Annotated in this window: 18 protein-coding genes; 14 read left to right on the forward strand and 4 right to left on the reverse strand. The window is 60.5% G+C overall.

What is annotated here, in order from left to right; genetic code table 11:
- Positions 1-25 precede the first annotated feature (25 nt).
- Together PL597_RS11645 and PL597_RS11650 are read right to left on the reverse strand one after the other, a co-directional pair.
- The gene (locus tag PL597_RS11645) at positions 26-1,495 is read right to left on the reverse strand and encodes a mannitol dehydrogenase family protein (protein WP_191218058.1); all 1,470 of its coding nucleotides are present in this window, start codon (positions 1,493-1,495) and stop codon (positions 26-28) included.
- 109 nt (positions 1,496-1,604) lie between these two features.
- Positions 1,605-2,279, reverse strand: a complete 675-nt coding sequence (locus PL597_RS11650; protein ID WP_173991390.1) for a GntR family transcriptional regulator — start codon at positions 2,277-2,279, stop codon at positions 1,605-1,607.
- A 230-nt stretch (positions 2,280-2,509) separates the two neighbouring features.
- Between PL597_RS11650 and PL597_RS11655 the strand changes: the two genes are divergently transcribed.
- The gene (locus PL597_RS11655) at positions 2,510-3,628 is read left to right on the forward strand and encodes a mandelate racemase/muconate lactonizing enzyme family protein (protein WP_137412470.1); all 1,119 of its coding nucleotides are present in this window, start codon (positions 2,510-2,512) and stop codon (positions 3,626-3,628) included.
- A gap of 45 nt (positions 3,629-3,673) precedes the next feature.
- Here PL597_RS11655 and PL597_RS11660 read toward each other — a convergent pair whose 3' ends face one another.
- Complete coding sequence (locus tag PL597_RS11660) at positions 3,674-4,696, reverse strand: LLM class flavin-dependent oxidoreductase (protein WP_142913441.1); 1,023 nt, start codon at positions 4,694-4,696, stop codon at positions 3,674-3,676.
- 133 nt (positions 4,697-4,829) lie between these two features.
- Positions 4,830-5,747 (reverse strand): LysR family transcriptional regulator, encoded by a 918-nt coding sequence (locus PL597_RS11665; protein WP_077984978.1) that lies wholly within the window; start codon positions 5,745-5,747, stop codon positions 4,830-4,832.
- A 212-nt stretch (positions 5,748-5,959) separates the two neighbouring features.
- Between PL597_RS11665 and PL597_RS11670 the strand changes: the two genes are divergently transcribed.
- The 13 genes from PL597_RS11670 to PL597_RS11730 all read left to right on the forward strand — a co-directional run bounded on the left by PL597_RS11670 (position 5,960) and on the right by PL597_RS11730 (position 20,334).
- Positions 5,960-7,168 carry an ABC transporter substrate-binding protein gene (locus PL597_RS11670; RefSeq protein WP_077984977.1) on the forward strand — a complete coding sequence of 403 codons (1,209 nt, stop codon included), beginning with the start codon at positions 5,960-5,962 and terminating at the stop codon, positions 7,166-7,168.
- A gap of 25 nt (positions 7,169-7,193) precedes the next feature.
- Positions 7,194-7,979 (forward strand): ABC transporter ATP-binding protein, encoded by a 786-nt coding sequence (locus PL597_RS11675; protein WP_191218059.1) that lies wholly within the window; start codon positions 7,194-7,196, stop codon positions 7,977-7,979.
- A 1-nt stretch (position 7,980) separates the two neighbouring features.
- On the forward strand, positions 7,981-8,682 hold the full coding sequence (locus PL597_RS11680; protein WP_077984975.1) for an ABC transporter ATP-binding protein: 702 nt from the start codon (positions 7,981-7,983) through the stop codon (positions 8,680-8,682).
- A 2-nt stretch (positions 8,683-8,684) separates the two neighbouring features.
- Positions 8,685-9,572 carry a branched-chain amino acid ABC transporter permease gene (locus PL597_RS11685; protein ID WP_077984974.1) on the forward strand — a complete coding sequence of 296 codons (888 nt, stop codon included), beginning with the start codon at positions 8,685-8,687 and terminating at the stop codon, positions 9,570-9,572.
- A gap of 1 nt (position 9,573) precedes the next feature.
- The gene (locus PL597_RS11690; protein ID WP_173991395.1) at positions 9,574-10,581 is read left to right on the forward strand and encodes a branched-chain amino acid ABC transporter permease; all 1,008 of its coding nucleotides are present in this window, start codon (positions 9,574-9,576) and stop codon (positions 10,579-10,581) included.
- A gap of 73 nt (positions 10,582-10,654) precedes the next feature.
- Complete coding sequence (locus PL597_RS11695; RefSeq protein ID WP_191218060.1) at positions 10,655-12,250, forward strand: GMC family oxidoreductase; 1,596 nt, start codon at positions 10,655-10,657, stop codon at positions 12,248-12,250.
- 13 nt (positions 12,251-12,263) lie between these two features.
- Complete coding sequence (gene mmsB, locus PL597_RS11700) at positions 12,264-13,148, forward strand: 3-hydroxyisobutyrate dehydrogenase (protein WP_191218061.1); 885 nt, start codon at positions 12,264-12,266, stop codon at positions 13,146-13,148.
- On the forward strand, positions 13,145-15,100 hold the full coding sequence (locus tag PL597_RS11705) for an acetoacetate--CoA ligase (RefSeq protein ID WP_191218062.1): 1,956 nt from the start codon (positions 13,145-13,147) through the stop codon (positions 15,098-15,100). Before mmsB ends, PL597_RS11705 begins: the two co-directional genes overlap by 4 nt.
- A 4-nt stretch (positions 15,101-15,104) precedes the next feature.
- Positions 15,105-15,890, forward strand: a complete 786-nt coding sequence (locus PL597_RS11710; protein WP_191218063.1) for a 3-hydroxybutyrate dehydrogenase — start codon at positions 15,105-15,107, stop codon at positions 15,888-15,890.
- 119 nt (positions 15,891-16,009) lie between these two features.
- Complete coding sequence (locus PL597_RS11715; RefSeq protein WP_191218064.1) at positions 16,010-17,053, forward strand: helix-turn-helix domain-containing protein; 1,044 nt, start codon at positions 16,010-16,012, stop codon at positions 17,051-17,053.
- Between the two features lie 43 nt (positions 17,054-17,096).
- On the forward strand, positions 17,097-17,366 hold the full coding sequence (locus PL597_RS11720) for a hypothetical protein (protein WP_191218065.1): 270 nt from the start codon (positions 17,097-17,099) through the stop codon (positions 17,364-17,366).
- Between the two features lie 186 nt (positions 17,367-17,552).
- Positions 17,553-17,894: a hypothetical protein gene (locus PL597_RS11725; protein ID WP_077984967.1), complete on the forward strand. Its 342-nt coding sequence runs from the start codon at positions 17,553-17,555 to the stop codon at positions 17,892-17,894.
- Positions 17,895-17,997: 103 nt separating this feature from the next.
- Positions 17,998-20,334 carry a glucose/quinate/shikimate family membrane-bound PQQ-dependent dehydrogenase gene (locus PL597_RS11730; protein WP_137412462.1) on the forward strand — a complete coding sequence of 779 codons (2,337 nt, stop codon included), beginning with the start codon at positions 17,998-18,000 and terminating at the stop codon, positions 20,332-20,334.
- Positions 20,335-20,356: the final 22 nt, after the last annotated feature.

The raw sequence follows: 20,356 nt of genomic DNA on the forward strand, positions 1-20,356 counted from the left end.
GCCGGATTTCCGGCCTGTTCTTTTTTCAGGACTTTAGGAAACGCTCGATTGCCGCAAGCGCGCCGTGTTCTCGAATGTCGCGATAGGCGGCTTTCAGGGCTGGGACGAAGGTTTCGTTCCTGGGAAGGTCGCTGCCAAATGTGCGCTCGAAAGTCAAAAATCGGTCGACGACCGCAGCCGACGTCATTGCCAGTTGATCCGGCGCATCCCACTCCTTGAAAGCGGGATCGAGAATGGTGATCGGCTGCCCCTTTTCATTCTTGTCCGCGCAGGACCTGATCCAGAGCGCGACGGCGAAAATGACCGCCCGGCTTTTAGCCTTCTCCGCAAGCAAATCGCGCAAGGGGCCAAGAATGCGCAGCGGCACTTTCTGCGACGCATCGGAGGCGATCTGCATGGTCTTGTGCTGCAATGAGGGGTTGGCGAAACGCTCCCGCAGGCCGTCTGCGAATTCCGCCCCGTCGACGGCGGGGTCGAGCGTCCGTTCGATCTCGCGCCAATAGGCGTCGACGAAATCGCGCACGGGCTTTTCATTCCATGCATCCGCCACCGTCGCAAGGCCGGCAATCTGGCCGATGGCGGCGATGGCACTGTGGGAGCCATTCAGCATTCTGAGCTTCATATGCTCGTATGGCTCGACATTGCCGACGAATTCCACGCCCGATTTCTCGAGCGCCGGCCTTCCATGCGGAAAACGGTCTTCAATGACGAAACGGAAATAGGGTTCGGCCACCACTGGCCAGGCGTCGCTGAGGCCGAGTGCGGTCGAAATCGCCTCGCGGTCGGCATCCGTGGTGGCGGGAACGATCCGGTCCACCATCGAGCAGGGGCAGGCAATATTGGTTCTAATGAAGGATGCCAGTTCCGGATCGGTCAATTCCGCAAACTCCAGCAGAAGCTTTTGCAGCACATGGCCGTTGGCGGGCAGGTTGTCGCAGGAAAGGAGCGTCAGGGGCCGGGAACCCTCTTTACGCCTGCGCCGTGTGGCCGCAAGGATGAAGCCGAAGATGGAGCGGGGCCGCTCCGGGTTTTCGAGATCATGGACGATATCGGGGTGATCGCGCAGCAGGCTGCGGGAGGCGAGATTGGTCAGGTAACCTTTTTCCGTCACGGTCAGGGTGACGATGAGGACGCGCGGATCGGCCATCCGCTCCAACAGCCGTTCAGGCTCTTCCGGCGCGACGATGGTTTCGAGAATAGAACCGATCACGCGCAGGCGCTCGCTCTCACCGTCTCGCAGGCAAAAGGTGTAGAGATTATCCTGCGGCTCGATGGCGTCGCGCGTATCAGGGCTGCGCAGCGATGCCGCGACGATGCCCCATCGGGTTTCGCCGCGATTAAGGCAATCGTCGATGAAAACCGCCTGATGCGCCCGATGAAAGGCTCCGACGCCGAGGTGGACGATGCCGGGCGTGACGCTTTGACGGTCATAGGCGGGTGTCGTGACGGATTGCGGCAGGCGTGGCAGGGTTGCAGCGGAAAGCCGATCTGTCATCGATGCAAAATCCCCATGCGGAACGGGGCGGTTGTGGCTTGCGCCGCTCTCATTGCGGCGTCTGGCTTGTGGCGCATCATGTCGGTTCCTCCCCTCACATGCGGAATGATCAGGCGCCGGCCTCTTTGAGCAGCCGGACCTGGCGTAGCGTATTCTGGCGGCTGCGCTCGAGATGCCGCCACAGGGCATCGACGATCTGGGCCTTGCTGCCGGCGGCGATGGCATCGGCGATATTCTGGTGCTCCTCAACCGAGCGGGCGTAATCGCCGAGGATCGAGACGAAAACCGTGTGGGTCTGGTCGAGAATGCGCCCGTGCGAGCCGGAAATGACCGGAATGCGCGCCGCCGATACAAGGGTCGCATGGAAGCTGCGGTCATAAAAAAGCGCTTTCGACAATTCGTCGAGCGTCGAGCCTTTGGCGAATTCGCGATGTTTCGCAAGGCTTTCCAGAAGCTCCGCGTGCAGGGCTCCATCCAGTTGCCCGGCATCGAAGGCCACTTCCACCGCACCTTTTTCGAGCAGCATTCTGGCGGCGTAAAGTTCCTCCACATCCTCCACGGTGAAATCGCGAACCACCATGCCGCGCCGGGAGGAATTGACCACCAGCCCATCGGCCTCGAGTTTCAGGCACGCTTCCTTGACCGGCGTGGGGCTGATGCCGAGATCGGCGGCAAGCTCGTTCGGGAGCAGGCGTTCGCCGCCGCGCAATCTGCCGCTGACAATGCGCGCGCGCAGTTCCTGATGCGCCTGTTCGGCGAGCGTGACTTTGACCAGCGAGTTCATGGCGGCATCATCGCCCAGCTTTGCGGGACTGGCAATGGTGGAATATTAAAAATAAAAAATTTTTTATTTTACAAAGGCCATTTTTGCTTTAGCTCTATCCGTCATTGGAAGCCGGCTGCTGGAGGAGGGCGGTCTGGCAATTTCCCGAAAGCCATCTTCGCGGCCCGTGGTCGCGGGGCGCGGCGTCTATTCCTCCCCGGAAGCGATCAAGCATCGAGGAATGACCGATCATGAGAATTACCGCTGTCGAACCTTTCATCCTGCACCTGCCGCTGACATCGGAGTCCATTTCCGATTCCACCCATAGCATCACCCATTGGGGCGTCGTCGGTGCAAAGATCACCACCAGCGATGGCCTTGAGGGCTATGGTTTTACCGGCACCCACGCGCATCTGCCGTCGGACAGGCTGATCACATCCTGCATCAGCGATTGTTACGCGCCCTTGCTGGTGGGGGAGGATGCGTCGGAGCATTCGAGGCTCTGGACGAAATTGGCCCGTTATCCGGCTCTACAATGGGTCGGCAGGGCGGGCATCACCCATCTGGCGCTGGCGGCAGTGGACGTTGCGCTCTGGGACCTGAAGGCGAAAAAGGCGGGCGTGCCGCTCTGGCACTATCTCGGCGGCGCGCGCACGGCGGCGGTGGAGGCTTATAATACCGATATCGGCTGGCTTTCCTTCGCGCTGGAAGATTTGCTGGCGGGCAGCGCAAGGGCGGTGGAGGAAGACGGTTTCACCCGCCTGAAGATCAAGGTCGGGCATGACGAACCGAATATCGACATTGCCCGCCTTGCGGCCGTGCGCAAGCGTGTCGGTTCGTCCATCCGCATCGCCATCGACGGCAACGGCAAGTGGGATCTGCCGACCTGCCAGCGTTTCTGCGCGGCGGCGAAGGATCTGGACATTTACTGGTTCGAGGAGCCGCTCTGGTATGACGATGTGACGAGCCATGCGCGGCTGGCGCGCAATACATCCATTCCGATTGCGCTCGGGGAGCAGCTCTACACGGTGGATGCGTTCCGCTCATTCATCGATGCGGGTGCGGTCGCCTATGTCCAGCCGGATGTGACCCGGCTCGGCGGCATCACCGAATATATTCAGGTCGCCGATCTGGCGCTTGCCCATCGCCTGCCCGTTGTGCCGCATGCCGGCGAGATGAGCCAGGTGCATGTGCATCTGAGCTACTGGCACCCGGCCTCGACTGTTCTCGAATATATTCCGTGGATCAAGGATCATTTCGAAGAGCCGATCCATGTGCGGGACGGTGTTTACAAACGTCCGGAGCGCCCCGGCGCTAGCACCACGCCGCTAGCGGAAAGCTTCGCCCGCTACGGCAAGGCGGTGAAATAAAAGGGCGGCGCATAAAATGCGCCGCCCTCATTTCCAAGCGTGCCGTTAGCGCCAGCCGAGGGCCGGTGCTACCTGCTTGAGGATCGTTTCGATCACATGGGCGTTGTAATCGACGCCCAGCTGGTTCGGCACCGTCAGGAGCAGCGTGTCGGCCTCGGCGATGGCTTCATCTGCCTTCAGCTGTTCGATCAGCTTTTCCGGCTCGGCGGCATAGCTGCGCCCGAAGATCGCGCGCGTCTTGTCGTCGATATAACCGATCTTGTCGTCGCCTTCGTTGCCGTAACCGAAATAGGACCGGTCGCGGTCGTTGACGAGCGCGAAGATGCTGCGGCTGACCGATACACGCGGCTCGCGGTTATGGCCTGCTTCCTTCCAGGCTTCCCGGAAGGTGCGGATCTGCTGCGCCTGCTGGACATGGAAAGGTTCGCCCGTTTCATCCGTCTTCAGGGTGGAGCTTTGCAGGTTCATGCCAAGCTCTGCCGCCCAGACCGCCGTCGCATTGGAGCTTGAGCCCCACCAGATGCGCTCGCGCAGCCCTTCGGAATGCGGCTCTAGCCGCAGAAGGCCGGGCGGGTTGGGGAACATCGGGCGCGGGTTCGGCTCAGCGAAACCTTCGCCCTTCAGAAGCTCGAGGAAGACTTCGGTGTGCTGGCGCGCCATGTCTTCTTCGCTTTGGCCCTCGGCCGGGCGGTAACCGAAATAACGCCAACCATCAATCACCTGCTCGGGCGAGCCGCGGCTGATGCCGAGCTGCAGGCGCCCGCCGGCGATGAGATCGGCCGAACCGGCGTCCTCCGCCATGTAGAACGGGTTTTCATAGCGCATGTCGATGACGCCGGTGCCGATCTCGATCTTCTTCGTGCGCGCGCCGACGGCGGCCAGCAGCGGAAAGGGTGAGGCAAGCTGGCGGGCGAAATGGTGCACGCGGAAATAGGCGCCGTCAGCGCCCAGTTCTTCCGCAGCCACGGCAAGGTCTATCGATTGCAGCAGCGTGTCCGCAGCCGAGCGGGTTTGCGACTGGGGCGAGGGCGTCCAGTGGCCGAAGGACAGGAATCCGATCTTTTTCATGATGACCTTCCAGATGTCGGAGGATGCCGGCTTTGCCAGCCAGCTTCGTTGTTGTCAGTCATATAAGCAGTTGGGCGCGTTCTCCAATTCGCCACCGGTAGACACGGTGTCGCCGAAATGTGAACGATGCCGCTCAAGCGGTCGTCTTTCGATCGAGCACGAAGAGATTTTGGTGGGCGCGGGCCGTGGTGAGAATGAAATCCATAAGCGAGCGCACCCGCGGCACGTTGGCAAGGTCCTGGTGGCTCGTCAGCCAATAGCCTCGACGCAGTTCCACTTCACCGGAAAGCACCATTTGCAGATCCGGAAAGCGGGCGGCGATGAAATTCGGCAAAATGCACAGCCCTCTGCCGCTTAGCGTTGCGGTCAGCTGCGCAAAAATGCTCGAGGACTGGAAACTCGGCCGCAGACCGGGCAGCACGTCACGCATATAATCGAGGCCCGGTGAGAAGATCAGGTCCTGCACGTAGCCGATGAAGAAGTGGTCGAGCAGGTCCTCGCGCTTTACAATTTTCGGCCGCCCGGCGAGATAGGAACGCGAGGCATAGATATGCAGCGTGTAATCGATGATCTGTTCATTGATGTAAGGACCGGCCTTTGGCGGATCGAGCGTTACCGCCACATCCGCCTCTTTTTTGGACAGCGCCATGATCTGCTGGATCGTCACCATCTCCACCATGATGTGGGGATGGGTGACGGCGAAGTCTTTCAGCCTCTCCACGAAGAAAAAATTGGAAAAACCTTCAGGCGCGCTAAGGCGCACCACGCCGCGCAGCAGGCTGCCGCTTTCGGAAATGTCCGATTGCAGCCTTTCCGCTTCAGCCTCTATGCGCTCGACGGTATCGACCAGCCGCCGCCCGACGGTCGTAAGTTCATAACCGCGCGGATTGCGCTCGAACAGCTTGGTTTTCAGGGAAAATTCCAGCCGGTCGATATGGCGGGAGACGGTGGCGTGGCTGGTGCGCAGGCTTCGGGCGGCCGATGAGAGCTGTCCGGTGCGGGCCACGGCCAGAAAATATTGTAGGTCGTCCCAGGTGAAAGGGGTGGCCATATTCGTCTCCCATCAAAAGTTCTGTTCAAAAATGAACAGTTCCTGTTCGCAATTTGATGATGCCCCGCTCTTGTGTCAACGGCCGAATTCGAGAAGTCTAGGCTCAGGATGCATCGCTTTGAGGAGGGCGGTGTGACCGTTCAGGTGCAATGGTTTCGTTCACCGTTGCACAGACAATCTGAGGCTCGCAATCATCTCTGGGAGGAGAAGTCATGCGCAAGAGTATCGTTTTATCCACGGCCATGGTGCTGGCCGCTGGCACCGCCGCTTATGCCGCCGAGATTTCGGACGGCAAGGTCAAGATCGGCATTTTGAACGACCAGTCGGGCGTCTACGCCAATTTCGGCGGCAAATACTCTTATGAAGCCGCGAAGATGGCGGTTGAGGATTTTGGCGGCAAGGTGCTCGATGCGCCGGTGGAAGTGGTGACCGCCGATCATCAGAACAAGGCTGATGTCGCCTCCAATATCGCCCGTCAGTGGTATGATACCGAACAGGTCGATTCGATCATGGAACTGACCTCGTCGTCGGTGGGTCTGGCTGTGCAGGCGCTGTCGAAGGACAAGAAGAAGATCACCATCAATACGGGTGCGGCAACCACCGAACTGACCGGCAAGCAGTGCAGCCCCTATGGTTTCCACTGGGCATATGACACCTATTCGCTGGCGGTCGGCACCGGCGGTGCGCTCGTCAAGCAGGGCGGCGACAGCTGGTTCTTCCTGACCGCCGATTATGCCTTCGGTTATTCGCTGGAAGAAAACACCGGCAATTTCGTCAAGGCCAATGGCGGTAAGGTGCTGGGTTCCGTGCGACATCCGCTCGCCACGACGGATTACTCTTCCTTCCTTTTGCAGGCGCAGTCCTCGGGCGCGAAGGTCATCGGTCTTGCCAATGCCGGTCTCGATACCTCCAACGCCATCAAGCAGGCGGCAGAGTTCGGCATCGTCGCCGGTGGCCAGCGGCTCGCGGCGCTTCTCTTCACACTCGCCGAAGTTCACGGCCTCGGTCTCGAAGCGGCTCAAGGGTTGACGCTGACGGAAGGTTTTTACTGGGATCGCGACGATGAATCGCGCAAATTCGGCGAACGCTTCAAGGAGCGCACCGGCGCCATGCCGAACATGGTCCATGCGGGCACCTATTCCGCCGTGCTGCACTACCTGAAGGCCATAGAAAAGGCCGGCACCGACGATGCCGATGCCGTTGCAAAGGCCATGAAGGAAATGCCGGTCAATGACGTCTTCGCCAAGGATGGCCAGGTCGCCGCCAACGGCCGCATGATTCACGACATGTATCTCATGGAAGTGAAGAAGCCGGACGAAAGCAAGCAGCCCTTTGATTATTACAAGGTGCTGGCCACCATTCCCGGCAAGGAAGCCTTCATGGACCCCGCAAAAAGCGGTTGCCCGCTGGTAACGCAGTAAAGAAGAATAAAAAGGGGAAAGCTTGATGATGATCGCTCCCGCCCCCGCCGGGCAGGCCGAACCTCGCGTCGTTCTTTCGGCGCGTGGTCTCTCCAAGACCTTCGGCGCATTCGCGGCCGTGAAAAACGTCGATCTCGACGTCCACCATGCCCGCGTGCATGCGCTTATCGGTCCGAACGGCGCCGGCAAAACAACGGTCTTTAATCTATTGACCAAGTTTTTCCAGCCGACGGGCGGGGCGATCACCTTCATGGGAACGGATATAACAAGGACGCCGCCGGACAAGGTGGCGCGTCTCGGCCTCGTCAGGTCTTTCCAGATATCGGCGGTGTTTCCGCATCTGACGGTTCTGGAAAATGTGCGGGTGGCGTTGCAGCGGCCGAATGGCCTTGCAACGCAGTTCTGGCTGCCGCTCTCCTCACTCGACAGGCTGAACGCCCGCGCTGAGGAACTGATCGCCACGGTCGGCCTCACACGGGAAAAACATGCGCTTGCGGCCGATCTTTCTTACGGCCGCAAGCGGGTTCTCGAAATCGCCACCACGCTGGCGCTGGATCCGAAGGTTCTGCTGCTCGATGAGCCGATGGCCGGCATGGGCGGGGAAGATGTCTCCCATGTGGCCGAACTCATCCGGGAGGTGGCCAAGACTCGCGCGGTGCTGATGGTGGAACATAATCTGAAAGTCGTGGCGGATATCTGCCACCACGTCACGGTGTTGCAGCGCGGCGAAATTCTGGCGGAGGGTGATTATGCCACCGTTTCAGCCGATCCGCGGGTGCGCACGGCCTATATGGGCACGGAGGAGGCCTGATATGGCGGCAATGCTCGAAGTCTCCAACCTCAAATCCTGGTATGGCGAAAGCCAGGCGCTGCACGGTGTCGATCTGACGGTCGGCGAGGGCGAAACCATCACCATTCTCGGCCGCAACGGTGTGGGCAAGACCACGACGCTGCGCACCATCATGGGTATCATCCGCAACCGCAAGGGTTCCATCAAGCTGGGCGGCAAGGATATGATGCCGGTGCCGCTGCATCGCACGGCAAAATACGGCCTCGGTTTCGTGCCGGAGGAACGCGGCATCTTCGCGACGCTGAGTGTCGAGGAAAATCTGATGCTGCCGCCCGTCGTCGCCTCCGGTGGCATGACGCTCGATGAAATCTACGAGCTGTTTCCCAATCTATACGAACGTCGCACCAGCCCCGGCACCAAGCTCTCCGGTGGCGAACAGCAGATGCTGGCCATGGCGCGCATCCTGCGCACCGGCGTCAAGGTGCTGCTGCTCGACGAGCCGACAGAGGGACTTGCGCCCGTTATCGTGCAGCGCATTGGCGAGGTGCTGCAAAAGCTGAAGAGCCGCGGCATGACCGTTGTTCTGGTCGAACAGAATTTCCGTTTCGCCAGCCGTATCGCCGACCGTTTCTACCTGATGGATCACGGCCAGATGGTCAGCAACTTTCCGGTGGCTGAGCTTTCCGGCCGTATGGGCGAACTCAACAAAGTGCTGGGGGTTTAACGATGACGATGCTCTTCGGTATTCCAATTCAGGCGCTGCTCGGGCAATTGCTGGTGGGCCTTATCAACGGGTCCTTTTATGCGCTGCTGTCTTTGGGCCTTGCCGTCATTTTCGGGCTGCTGCGCGTCATCAATTTTGCGCATGGGGCGCAATATATGCTCGGCGCTTTTGTCGCCTTTCTCGGCCTGCAATATTTCGGCATCAATTTCTGGGCGGCGCTGGTGGTGACACCGCTCGTTGTTGCGCTTTTCGGCGCGATCGTCGAACGCTTCCTGCTGTCGCGGCTTTATGATCTCGATCCGCTTTACGGGCTGCTCTTCACCTTCGGCTTGGCGCTTGTGGTGGAAGGCACGTTCCGCTGGCTTTACGGCGCTGCCGGCCAGCCTTATTCGGTGCCGCGTGAGCTTGCCGGCGGCACCAATCTCGGCTTCATGTTCCTGCCGAACTACCGCGCCTTTGTCGTCGTGATTTCGCTCATCGTCTGCATCGCCACCTGGGCCTTGATCGAAAAGACGCGTCTCGGCTCTTATCTGCGTGCTGCGACGGAAAACCCGACACTGGTGCAGGCCTTCGGCATCAACGTGCCGGTGCTGCTGACGCTGACCTACGCCCTGGGCGCTGGCCTTGCCGGTTTCACCGGAGTTCTCGCAGCGCCCATCTATCAGGTCTCGCCGCTGATGGGCACCAACCTCATCATCGTCGTCTTCGCCGTGGTCGTCGTCGGCGGCATGGGGTCGATCATGGGCGCCATCGTCACCGGCTACATGCTGGGCGTCGCCGAAGGCCTGACCAAGGTGTTTTATCCGGAAGCCTCCAACATCGTCATCTTCGTCATCATGGCCTTTGTGCTGCTCATCCGCCCCGCCGGACTTTTCGGAAAGGACGCCTGATATGTCCAAAGCCACCCACAACCCCACCGCCGGTGCGATGCCGCAAACCGAAGTCTCTGCGACCGCCGGCACCATCAAGACCGTGCTTATTCTGGCTGGCCTTGCTGTCCTCGTCGCCGCGCCGATGTTCGTTTATCCGATCTTTCTGATGAAGCTGCTGTGCTTTGCGCTTTTTGCCTGCGCCTTCAATCTGCTGATCGGTTACACGGGACTGCTGTCCTTCGGCCATGCGGCATTCTTTGGCGGTGCGGCCTATTTCACGGCCTATTCGGTGAAGGAATGGGGCGTCACGCCGGAGATCGGCCTTGTCATCGGCATGGCAGGGGCGGCCCTTCTCGGCTTGGTCATCGGCTTTTTCGCCATCCGCCGCCAGGGCATCTATTTCGCCATGATCACGCTGGCACTGTCGCAGATGTTTTATTTCTTCTGCCTTCAGGCGCCGTTTACCCATGGCGAGGATGGGTTGCAGGGCGTGCCGCGCGGCCATCTCTTCGGCCTTCTCGACCTTAATGCGCCGCTCAATATCTATTACACGGTGCTTGCAGCCTTTGTGCTGGCACTGCTGGTCATCTGGCGTTTCGTCAATTCGCCCTTCGGCATGATCCTGAAATCGATCCGCGAAAACGAGCAGCGCGCCATTTCGCTGGGCTACAGCGTGCAGCGCTACAAGCTCGGTGCTTTCGTCATGTCGGCGACGCTGGCCGGTCTTGCGGGTGGCCTCAAAGCGCTGGTGTTCCAGTTCGCAACGCTCACCGACGTCACCTGGCAGATGTCCGGCGAAGTGATCCTGATGACGTTGCTCGGCGGTATCGGCACCATGATCGGCCCGATTTTTGGCGCAGGCCTTGTCGTTACCTTGCAGAACTATCTCGCGACATCGGATTTCCCGGTCACCATCATTACCGGCCTTGTCTTCATGGCCTGCGTCCTGGTGTTCCGGCGTGGTCTTATCGGCGAATTTTACGCGTCGCGGCTCGGGAGAAAACTCGGCTTTCAGCACCGCAGCTAGACATTTTTAAAACACTTGGAAGGCGGCCTCCGCGTCCGGAACGGTGCGGCAAGGGTGACGCGTGGAGAAGAGCATGGGCGAATATGACTATATCGTCATCGGAGCGGGGAGTGCCGGATGCGTTCTCGCCAACCGCCTTTCGAAAGATCCGAACAACCGCGTTTTGCTTCTGGAAGCGGGCGGCAACGATAATTACCACTGGATCCACATTCCGGTCGGTTATCTCTATTGCATCAACAATCCGCGCACCGACTGGTGTTTCAAAACGGTGGAAGAGCCGGGGCTTAACGGCCGCTCGCTGATCTATCCGCGCGGCAAGGTGCTTGGCGGCTGCTCCTCCATCAATGGCATGATCTATATGCGCGGCCAGGCGCGCGACTACGATATGTGGCGGCAGCTCGGCTGCGAGGGCTGGGGGTGGAACGATATCCTTCCCTATTTCCTGAAGTCGGAAGACTTCTATCGCGGCAAGAGCGATCTGCATGCCGCCGGCGGCGAATGGCGCGTGGAAAAGGCGCGGGTGCGCTGGGATGTGCTGGACGCCTTCCAGAAGGCAGCGGGCGAAGCGGGCATTCCAGCGACCGATGATTTCAACCGGGGCGACAATGAAGGCGCCGGTTATTTCGATGTCAACCAGCGGGCCGGCTGGCGCTGGAACACGGCGAAAGCCTTTCTGAAGCCGGTGCTTGGTCGCAAGAACCTGACGGTGCTGACCAAGGCGCATGTTAAGCGTCTCATCATCGAAGAGGGCCGGGTGACCGGCGTCGAGTTTCACCATGACGGCGTCTTGAAAACGATGCGGGCGCGGCGCGAGACGGTGCTGTCCGCCGGCGCGATCGGTTCGCCGCATGTTCTGGAGCTTTCCGGCGTCGGCCGTGGCGATGTGCTGCAGGCGGCCGGTATCGACACCGTGGCCGAGGTTCAGGGTGTGGGCGAGAACCTGCAGGACCATCTGCAATTGCGCATGGTCTACAAGGTCTCCGGCGTCCTGACGCTGAATGAAAGGGCCTCCACCCTGTTCGGCAAGGCGAGGATCGGGCTGGAATATGCGCTGACGCGCTCCGGGCCAATGTCGATGGCACCCAGCCAGCTCGGCGTCTTCACCCGCTCCTCGCCGGAAAAGGAAACCGCCGATCTGGAATATCATGTCCAGCCGGTTTCACTCGACAAGTTCGGCGATCCGGTTCACAATTTTCCGGCCATTACCGCAAGTGTCTGCAATCTGCGACCGGAAAGCCGGGGTTCAGTGCATGTGAACGGACCGGATTTCGCCATGCAGCCGGAAATCCGCCCGAACTATCTTTCCACCGAAGGCGACCGCCAGGTGGCCATCGACGCCATGCGGCTGACGCGCCGCATCGTGGCCCAGCCGTCCTTCGCGCGCTTCAAGCCGGAGGAATACAAGCCGGGTCCCTCCTTTGAAAACGACAATGATCTTGCCAAAGCGGCGGGCGATATCGGCACCACCATCTTCCACCCTGTCGGCACGCTGCGCATGGGGTCGGATATGGAAAGCGTTGTCGATGCGCGGCTGAAATTCCGCCGGCTCGCCGGGCTGCGCGTCGCCGACGCATCGGTGATGCCGCGCATTACATCCGGAAACACCAATTCGCCGACGATCATGATTGCCGAAAAGGCTGCCGACATGATCCTTGCGGATAATCGCTGAAAGGAGCGCACCTATGAAGACCGTCGCTTTTCTCGGGCTGGGACATATGGGCCTGCCGATGGCCGCCAATCTCGTCAAGGCAGGTTATGCCGTCAGGGGATATGATCTTGCCGACGCCTGCCGTGCGGCGGCGAAAGAGGCGGGCGTTCCCGTCGCCTCGGATTCGGCCGAGGCCATCGAAGCCGCTGAAGTAATCATCACCATGCTGCCGAAGGGCGAACACGTCGTGTCGGTCTATGGCGATCTGGTTCGGAAAATCCCTGCTGGAACGCTTCTCATCGATTGCTCGACGGTGGATATGGAAAGCGCCCTGAAGGCGCATGAACTCGCCGCTTCCGCCGCTTGCTCCTCGGTTGACGCGCCCGTATCGGGCGGAACGGGCGGAGCTGCGGCCGGCACGCTCACCTTCATGTGCGGCGGTGAGGCTGCGGCCTTCTCTGCGGCAAAGCCGGTGCTTGAGGCGATGGGCAAGAAGATCGTGCATTGCGGCAAGGGCGGTCACGGCCAGGCGGCGAAGATTTGCAACAACATGATCCTCGGCATCTCCATGATCGCAGTCTCGGAAGCCTTCGTGCTGGGCGAAAAACTCGGGCTTTCCCATCAGGCGCTGTTCGATGTCGCCGCCACTTCTTCCGGGCAATGCTGGTCGCTCACCACCTATTGCCCGGTGCCCGGGCCGGTGCCGACATCGCCCGCCAACAAGGATTACCAGCCCGGTTTTGCGGCGGCCCTGATGTTGAAGGATCTGAAGCTCTCGCAGGAGGCGGCGAATGGAGCCGGGGCTTCCACCCCGCTCGGCGCGGCGGCGGCGGCGCTTTATGAAAACTTCGTCGATGCGGGAAGCGGCGGGCGCGATTTTTCCGCCATCGTTGAGATGCTGCGTGGGGGCGATGCATGATGGACGCCACGCCTTCCGATATTCTGTGGGTGCCGCCGCGTGAAAGGCTGGAGCATTCGTCGCTTTTTTCCTTCGCGACGAAAACGGCAAAGCTGCACGGGCAGTCCGCCGATGATTATGCCGGCCTGCTGCGCTGGTCCATCGACTCGCCGGATGAATTTTACGATGCTCTGTGGGACGAACTCGGCATTATCGGCACGCGAGGCGACGTGGCGTTCAAACCGGGCGCGACGATCCGGGAGGCCGAGTTCTATCCGGGCACGAGGCTCAATTATGCCGAAAACCTGCTGCGCGATGCGGATGAGCGGCTGGCCATCATCGCCTATCGCGACGATGGAACAAGGCGCGAGATTACTCGCAAAGAGCTTTACGCCGAAGTGTCCCGCATGGTGCAGGCGCTTGCCCAAGCCGGTGTGAGGGAAGGCGACCGTGTCGGCGCCATCGTCACCCACGATATCGAGACGATCGTCAGCTATCTGGCTGTCAGCGCCATCGGGGCGATCTGGTCGTCCTGCTCCCCCGATTTCGGCCCCGCCGGGGCCTCGGACCGCCTTTCCCAGATCGACCCGAAAGTCCTCATCGCCGTGCCGGAATATGGTTATGCTGGTAAGCGCATCGATGTAGCCCCGACCATCCGTGCGGTGGCGGAAAGTGCAAGTCCCGAAAAGATCGTGCTGATCGGCGATGCCGTTCCCAAAAGCCTTGCCGATCTCGGCTGCGTGACGCTTACGGATTTCGTCGCGCCTTATGCGGGGGGTGAGATTGCCTTCAACCGTCTGCCCGTCAAGGCGCCGCTGGCGATCCTTTATTCTTCGGGCACGACCGGCAAACCGAAATGCATCACCCATTCCGGCGGCGGTTTGCTTCTTCAGCACATGAAGGAGCAGAAGCTGCAATGCGACATTCAGGAAGGCGAGCGTTTCTTCTATTTCACCACCTGCGGCTGGATGATGTGGAATTGGCAGGTATCCGGTTTGGCGCTCGGCGCAACGCTTGTCACCTATGACGGCAATCCCGGTTATCCAACCTCCGCGCGGCTGATCGATCTCATCGACGCCGAACGGATCGCCACTTTCGGCACATCGGCGAAGTTCATCGACGCTTGCCTGAAGGCTGGGCTGAAGCCGCGTGAAAGCCATGACCTTTCATCGCTCAGGACGATCCTTTCGACAGGCTCGCCGCTCATCCCGCAATCCTTCGATTATATCTATTGCGACTGGAAGGCCGACGTGCACCTCGCCTCCATTTCCGGCGGCACTGATATCTGCGCCTGTTTCCTCGGCGGCAACCCTTTGCAGCCGGTGCATCGCGGCGAATTGCAGGGCGCGATGCTCGGCATGGATATCGATACGCTTGACGACGAGGGCCGTTCCGTTCGCGGCGTCGCCGGTGAACTTGTCTGCCGCAACGCTCATCTGTCCATGCCGGTGAAATTTTGGGGCGATGTGGACGGTTCACGGTATCAGGCCGCCTATTTCGACCGGTTTCCGGGCATCTGGGCGCATGGCGATTTTGCCGAGCTGCGCCCCTCCGGCGGATACGTCATTCATGGGCGTTCGGACACGACCCTCAATCCCGGCGGGGTCCGCATCGGGACGGCGGAAATCTACCGGCAGGTGGAAACCGTCCCCGAAGTGGAGGAGGCCATTGCCGTCGGGCAGGATATAGAGGGTGACCAGCGGGTTATTCTCTTCCTGCGCATGAAGGGTGGCACTGCCCTGACGGAGGAGTTGGAAAAGACCATCCGCAGCCGCATCCGTTCAGGCGCGACGCCGCGGCATGTGCCGGCAAGGATCATTGCCGTTGCCGCCATTCCCCGCACCCGTTCCGGCAAGATTTCCGAAATCGCGGTACGCGACGCCATCCATGGCCGGCCGGTGAAGAATGTCGATGCGCTGGCCAATCCCGAAGCGCTTGAACTTTTCCGCAACCTGCCGCAGCTGAAGGACTAGGCCTATGGAGGATCAACCGAAAACCGTGCTCGTCACGGGCTCCACCAGCGGCATTGGACTTGCCATCGCCAAGCGTTTCGCCGAAGCGGGATTTCGGGTCGCGTTGCATGGCATAGAGGCGGCTGAGGAGGCGACGCCGGCGCTGGAGACCGTGGCGAAGGCGGCGCGGCACAGGCCGGTCTATTTTGCCGCCAACCTCGCCCATTATGACGAGAGCGCGCATCTGCCGGAAACCGTCATCGCCGAGTTCGGCCATATCGACGTCCTGGTCAACAATGCCGGCATTCAGAAGGTCGCGCCGATCGACGAGTTCGATTTCGCCGATTTCTCCCGCATCGTCGCCATCTCGCTCGACAGCGCGTTTCACACCATCCATGCGGCCTTGCCCGGCATGAAGGAAAGGGGCTGGGGTCGCATCGTCAATATCGCCTCCGCCCATGGTTTGCGTGCCTCGCCCTTCAAGGGGCCTTATGTGGCGACCAAACACGCCGTGGTTGGCCTGACGAAAAGCGTGGCGCTGGAGGTGGCCGAACTTGGCATTACCTGCAACGCCATCTGCCCCGGTTATGTCTGGACACCGCTTGTCGCCGCCCAGGTCGCCGATCAGGCGCGCGTGCATGGCATGAGCGAGGAGGACGTGGTGAAAAAGGTAATGCTTGCGCCGCAGCCGACCAGACGGTTTGTACAACCGGAAGAAGTGGCGGAAATGGCGCTCTATCTCGCGGGCGATATGGCCCGCTCCATCACCGGTGCCACCATCTCCATCGATGGCGGCTGGACCGCGAAATAATTTTCGCATACCCGCTTTAAGCGAACCGTCTCGTCGACTTCCGTCATTGTTGAACGGTTTCAATCCTGTATAATTTTCGTGGACGGCGGGGTTCAGCGCCGTATTCACGGAAAAGCGGGATGACGAACACAGGGTCTTTTGAGGCGCCGCTGGCGCGCTCACGCTTTGATACGCGCCAGGCGCTGAAACGCGACGCCATGGCGCTGTGGCGGGATTCGATCAATGTGCTGTTCGATGCCCGCCTGCGGCGATCGCAGGATGACGGTTTCTTCGCCAGTGTCGATGCCGCTTTCATCGGCAATGTCGCGCTTGGCCGCACCCAGTCGTTCGCGCAGGATTTCGACCGTTCGCGCCATAAGATCGCCCGCGACGGCATGGATGGTTTTCTTCTGCAGTTCTACGCCAGCGGACAAAGCATGTCGCGGCGCGGATCGGGCGAGACAGCAGGCCCCGGCGACCTCTATCTCATCGATATGGCGCAGCCGCTGGCCACTACCACGTCGGATCACGATCATCTCAGCCTCGTCGTGCCGCGCCGGCTGCTGGAAGGCAGGCTTTGCGGTTCCGGCAATCATCATGAACGCGTGCTGCCGGCCGGTCTGCCGCTGGTATCGCTGCTGCGCGAAACGATGACGAGCATCTATCGCCATTTCGACGTCATGAACGCCAGTGAAGGCGCAGCCACGGTCTCTCCGCTTCTGGAACTTGCTGCGGCCGCCATCAACAATCATGTCGGGCACGGCAATGCGCAGGGCGTGCAGCGGGCGCTCAGGGCATCCATCCGGCGTTATATCGACAATCACCTGCTCGATCCGGCGCTGTCAGTGGAAAAGGTCGTGGGCGAATTCGGCGTGTCGCGACGCACCGTCTACCGGCTCTTCGAGCCGCTGGGTGGGTTTTCGGCCTTCATCACCCACCGGCGTCTCGAGCGCGCGATGGATTTCCTGCGGGCGCCGCAATCGGCGCATATGACGATTGCCGAGGTGGCTGCGTCCTATGGTTTCACCAATCCGGAAAATTTCAGCCGCGTCTTCAAGAAGACCTTCGGCCTTTCGCCGCGCCAGATGCGGCATTTCGCGTTGGAAAGCCATGATATTGCACCGGATATTCTGAAGCCGGATAGCGCCGAGTGGACACGCTGGATCGTACGGCTCGGCCGCTGATCACGCCTGGTCGGGCGTTAATCTGGCACTCAATGGCGGCTTGTTGGCACAATTCGACCATTCGCTGCAGTTGCGGCGCAACGGGGATGCGCATGGCCGCCAGACGTGCCAAAAAGGCGAGGTTATTTTTTTAGATATATTGCCTGACAATCATGATGCTGAAAATTCTTGCTTTTCTGGACCTGTGGCGCGGATGGCGCCCTGCGGTGAAAAAATACTTTTCTTTTTCGGACGCCGAATTTCTCAAGGCGCCATCGCCCTCGCTATTGGCGGATTTGGACGGCCTGCCAGACGAGTTATGGGAAATGGATGATGACGGAGCGCACTTGCCGGTCTCCTGGCTTGGGCTCGGGCAAAGCTTCAGCGCGGTGGATGTGACAGGCTGCGACGGCTCAGAGAGGTCTCGTATACCGGTCGAGTGCGGTTAGGCGCTCCGGTGATCTGGAACAAAACCCTGACCCCGGGGATTAGATCAGCAGGGTTACAGGGAGTGAAAGACATGGCCAGAGATAATGCCAGCTATCTTCGCGGTCGGGATGCGCCGAAAAGCGAAACGGCAACACGTGCGCGGCAGGGATCGCGCGGGCGTCCCGTCCTTGTCATTCTGATCGTCAGCGTGTTTCTTGCACTGGTGGTGTGGGCCGTTGTCGAATATTCGGTTTTCGAACCAGACGAAAACCGGCCGCAGAATTCGCAGACAGAAACAGCGCCCGTGCCGCAGCAGCCGTCCGGGTCCGGAACCTTCGACAACAATCCGGCAAATGGCCGTGCCCAGCCGCCATCGTCGACAGAGACAAATCCCGTACCGCAGGATTCGACCGGAGCCCCACAAAACCCGTGACCACCATGGCGTGAAGTTTTTTCGCGACGACGATGATTTTCATGGAACCATATCGCGCCCGATTTCATTTCACGCAAAGTGACAGGAATCGGGGGTTTCATTCATGGCAGTCACCGTCACTGCAGTTTTTCTCACGCTGATCGGCCTCGCGCTGTTCGGTTTCGGCTCTCAGCTCGTCATGCTGGGCGGGAGCTTTTATTACGTTCTTTCCGGGCTTGCCTTTCTGCTTACGGCCTTTCTGCTGTTCAAGCGCAATCGCGCAGCCCTCCATGTCTATGCCGTCTTCATTGTCGCGACGCTTGCCTGGGCCCTCTGGGAAGTCGGCTTCGACTGGTGGCAACTTGGCCCGCGCGGCGGCGTCATCATTCTCATCGGTCTCTGGCTTCTGGTTCCATGGGTCAGAAAGCCGCTCGGTTTTGCAAGCCCGACCGGACATAGCTATGGGCCGAATGCCTGGCCGCTTGCCCTTTCCGTCCTCGCCTCCATCGTCGTGGCCGGATATTCCATGGCGCAGGATCCGCACGATACGGCAGGTTCCCTGCCGCAGGAAACGGCCTCGGCCACGCCCGTTTATGGTGGCGATGTCCCTGACGGTGACTGGCATCAATATGGCCGCACGCCCTATGGCCAGCGTTATTCACCGCTCACCCAGGTCAATGTCGACAACGTCTCGCAGCTCAAGGAAGCTTGGCGTTACCAGACGGGCGATGTGAAGCTGCCAGATGACGTTGGTGAAACCACCTATCAGGTGACGCCGCTCAAGATCGGCAATATGCTTTATATCTGCACGCCGCATAATTGGGCGATCGCCATCGACGCCGCCACCGGTAAGGAAAAGTGGAAATACGACCCCAATGTCGGTCTCAATCCGGACCGCCAGCACCAGACCTGCCGCGGCGTTTCCTATTATGCCGAGCCGAATGCCGCTGAAGGCACGGCCTGCGCACAACGCGTCTACCTGCCGACCTCGGACGCGCGGCTGATTGCTCTTGACGCTGCCACCGGTCAGGTCTGCACGTCCTTTGCCGATCAGGGTGTGCTGCATCTTGAGCAGGGCATGAAATACAATCCTGCCGGTTATTATTATTCAACCTCGCCACCCGTCATCGCCGCGGGCAAGATCATTATTGGCGGTGCGGTGAACGACAACTATTCCACACAGGAACAGTCCGGCGTCATCCGCGCTTTCGATGTGAACAGCGGCGCGCTCGTCTGGAACTGGGATTCCGGCAATCCGGCGAAAACCGAACCGATTGCGGCGGGTGAGACCTACACCACCAATTCGCCCAACAGTTGGTCGGTCTTCAGTTACGATGAAGGCCTCGGTCTCGTTTATGTCCCGCTCGGCAATCAGGTGCCGGATCAGCTCGGCATGGGCCGCAGCGAGAATGTGGAGAAATATTCCTCCTCCATCGTCGCGCTGGATATCAATACCGGTAAGGATCGCTGGGTGCGCCAAACGGTTCATCACGATCTCTGGGACATGGACGTGCCGGCTCAGCCGGTGCTGCTCGACATCACCAAGGACGGCCAGTCCGTGCCGGCCCTCGTCGGCCCGACCAAGCAGGGGGATATCTACGTTCTCGACCGGCGCACCGGCGAGCCGCTGCTGCCGATCACCGAAGAGCCTGCGCCGGGCGGGGCAATCCCCGAGGATTTCACCTCTCCGACTCAGCCGACGACAGCGCTGTCCTTCAAGCCGGAGCCGTTGCAGGAAAAGGACATGTGGGGCGTTTCCATGTTCGACCAGCTCGCCTGCCGCATCCGCTTCCATCAGTTGAACTACGAGGGCCGCTATACGCCGCCCTCGCTGAACGGCTCGATCATCTATCCCGGCAATTTCGGCACCTTCAACTGGGGCAGCGTGGCGGTCGATCCCGAACGTCAGGTCATGTTCGGCATGCCGACCTATCTCGCCTTCACCTCGCAGCTCGTGCCGCGCGCCGACATTCCGCCGAAGGGGCAGGACGAAAAAGGCAGCGAACAGGGCCTGAACCGCAACGACGGTGCGCCCTATGGCGTGTTCATGGGCCCGTTCCTCGGTCCGCTGCAGATTCCCTGCCAGGCCCCGCCATGGGGTTATGTCGCGGGCGCTGACCTGCGCACCGGCGATATCGCCTACAAGCACAAGAACGGCACGGTCCATGACATGACGCCGTTGCCGCTGCCCTTCAAATTGGGCGTGCCGGGCATTGGCGGGCCGATGATCACCAAGGGCGGCGTCGCCTTCCTCGGTGCTGCCGTCGACAACTATCTGCGCGCCTATGACCTGACGACCGGCAAGCAGCTCTGGGAAGCGCGTCTGCCGGCCGGCGGTCAGGCAACGCCCATGACCTATTCGCTGGAAAACGGAAAGCAATATGTTGTGATGGTAGCGGGCGGCCACGGTTCGGTTGGAACCAAGCCCGGCGACTACGTCATCGCCTATACGCTGCCATAGGGTCTACGGGTCTTCAGGCACA

Origin of the sequence: Agrobacterium sp. ST15.13.013 (genome assembly GCF_027956525.1) — a bacterium.
GTDB classification, from domain to species: Bacteria; Pseudomonadota; Alphaproteobacteria; order Rhizobiales; family Rhizobiaceae; genus Agrobacterium; species Agrobacterium salinitolerans.

Bases quoted from the DNA above. Each gene is read 5' to 3' on its own strand.
- PL597_RS11665 (WP_077984978.1), bottom strand. From the start codon at position 5,747: ATGGCCACCCCTTTCACCTGGGACGACCTACAATATTTTCTGGCCGTG.
- PL597_RS11715 (WP_191218064.1), top strand. From the start codon at position 16,010: ATGACGAACACAGGGTCTTTTGAGGCGCCGCTGGCGCGCTCACGCTTT.
- PL597_RS11645 (WP_191218058.1), bottom strand. From the start codon at position 1,495: ATGACAGATCGGCTTTCCGCTGCAACCCTGCCACGCCTGCCGCAATCC.
- PL597_RS11695 (WP_191218060.1), top strand. From the start codon at position 10,655: ATGGGCGAATATGACTATATCGTCATCGGAGCGGGGAGTGCCGGATGC.
- PL597_RS11680 (WP_077984975.1), top strand. From the start codon at position 7,981: ATGGCGGCAATGCTCGAAGTCTCCAACCTCAAATCCTGGTATGGCGAA.
- PL597_RS11650 (WP_173991390.1), bottom strand. From the start codon at position 2,279: ATGAACTCGCTGGTCAAAGTCACGCTCGCCGAACAGGCGCATCAGGAA.
- PL597_RS11705 (WP_191218062.1), top strand. From the start codon at position 13,145: ATGATGGACGCCACGCCTTCCGATATTCTGTGGGTGCCGCCGCGTGAA.
- PL597_RS11670 (WP_077984977.1), top strand. From the start codon at position 5,960: ATGCGCAAGAGTATCGTTTTATCCACGGCCATGGTGCTGGCCGCTGGC.
- PL597_RS11660 (WP_142913441.1), bottom strand. From the start codon at position 4,696: ATGAAAAAGATCGGATTCCTGTCCTTCGGCCACTGGACGCCCTCGCCC.
- PL597_RS11730 (WP_137412462.1), top strand. From the start codon at position 17,998: ATGGCAGTCACCGTCACTGCAGTTTTTCTCACGCTGATCGGCCTCGCG.
- PL597_RS11655 (WP_137412470.1), top strand. From the start codon at position 2,510: ATGAGAATTACCGCTGTCGAACCTTTCATCCTGCACCTGCCGCTGACA.
- PL597_RS11710 (WP_191218063.1), top strand. From the start codon at position 15,105: ATGGAGGATCAACCGAAAACCGTGCTCGTCACGGGCTCCACCAGCGGC.
- PL597_RS11725 (WP_077984967.1), top strand. From the start codon at position 17,553: ATGGCCAGAGATAATGCCAGCTATCTTCGCGGTCGGGATGCGCCGAAA.
- PL597_RS11690 (WP_173991395.1), top strand. From the start codon at position 9,574: ATGTCCAAAGCCACCCACAACCCCACCGCCGGTGCGATGCCGCAAACC.
- PL597_RS11685 (WP_077984974.1), top strand. From the start codon at position 8,685: ATGACGATGCTCTTCGGTATTCCAATTCAGGCGCTGCTCGGGCAATTG.
- mmsB (WP_191218061.1), top strand. From the start codon at position 12,264: ATGAAGACCGTCGCTTTTCTCGGGCTGGGACATATGGGCCTGCCGATG.
- PL597_RS11675 (WP_191218059.1), top strand. From the start codon at position 7,194: ATGATGATCGCTCCCGCCCCCGCCGGGCAGGCCGAACCTCGCGTCGTT.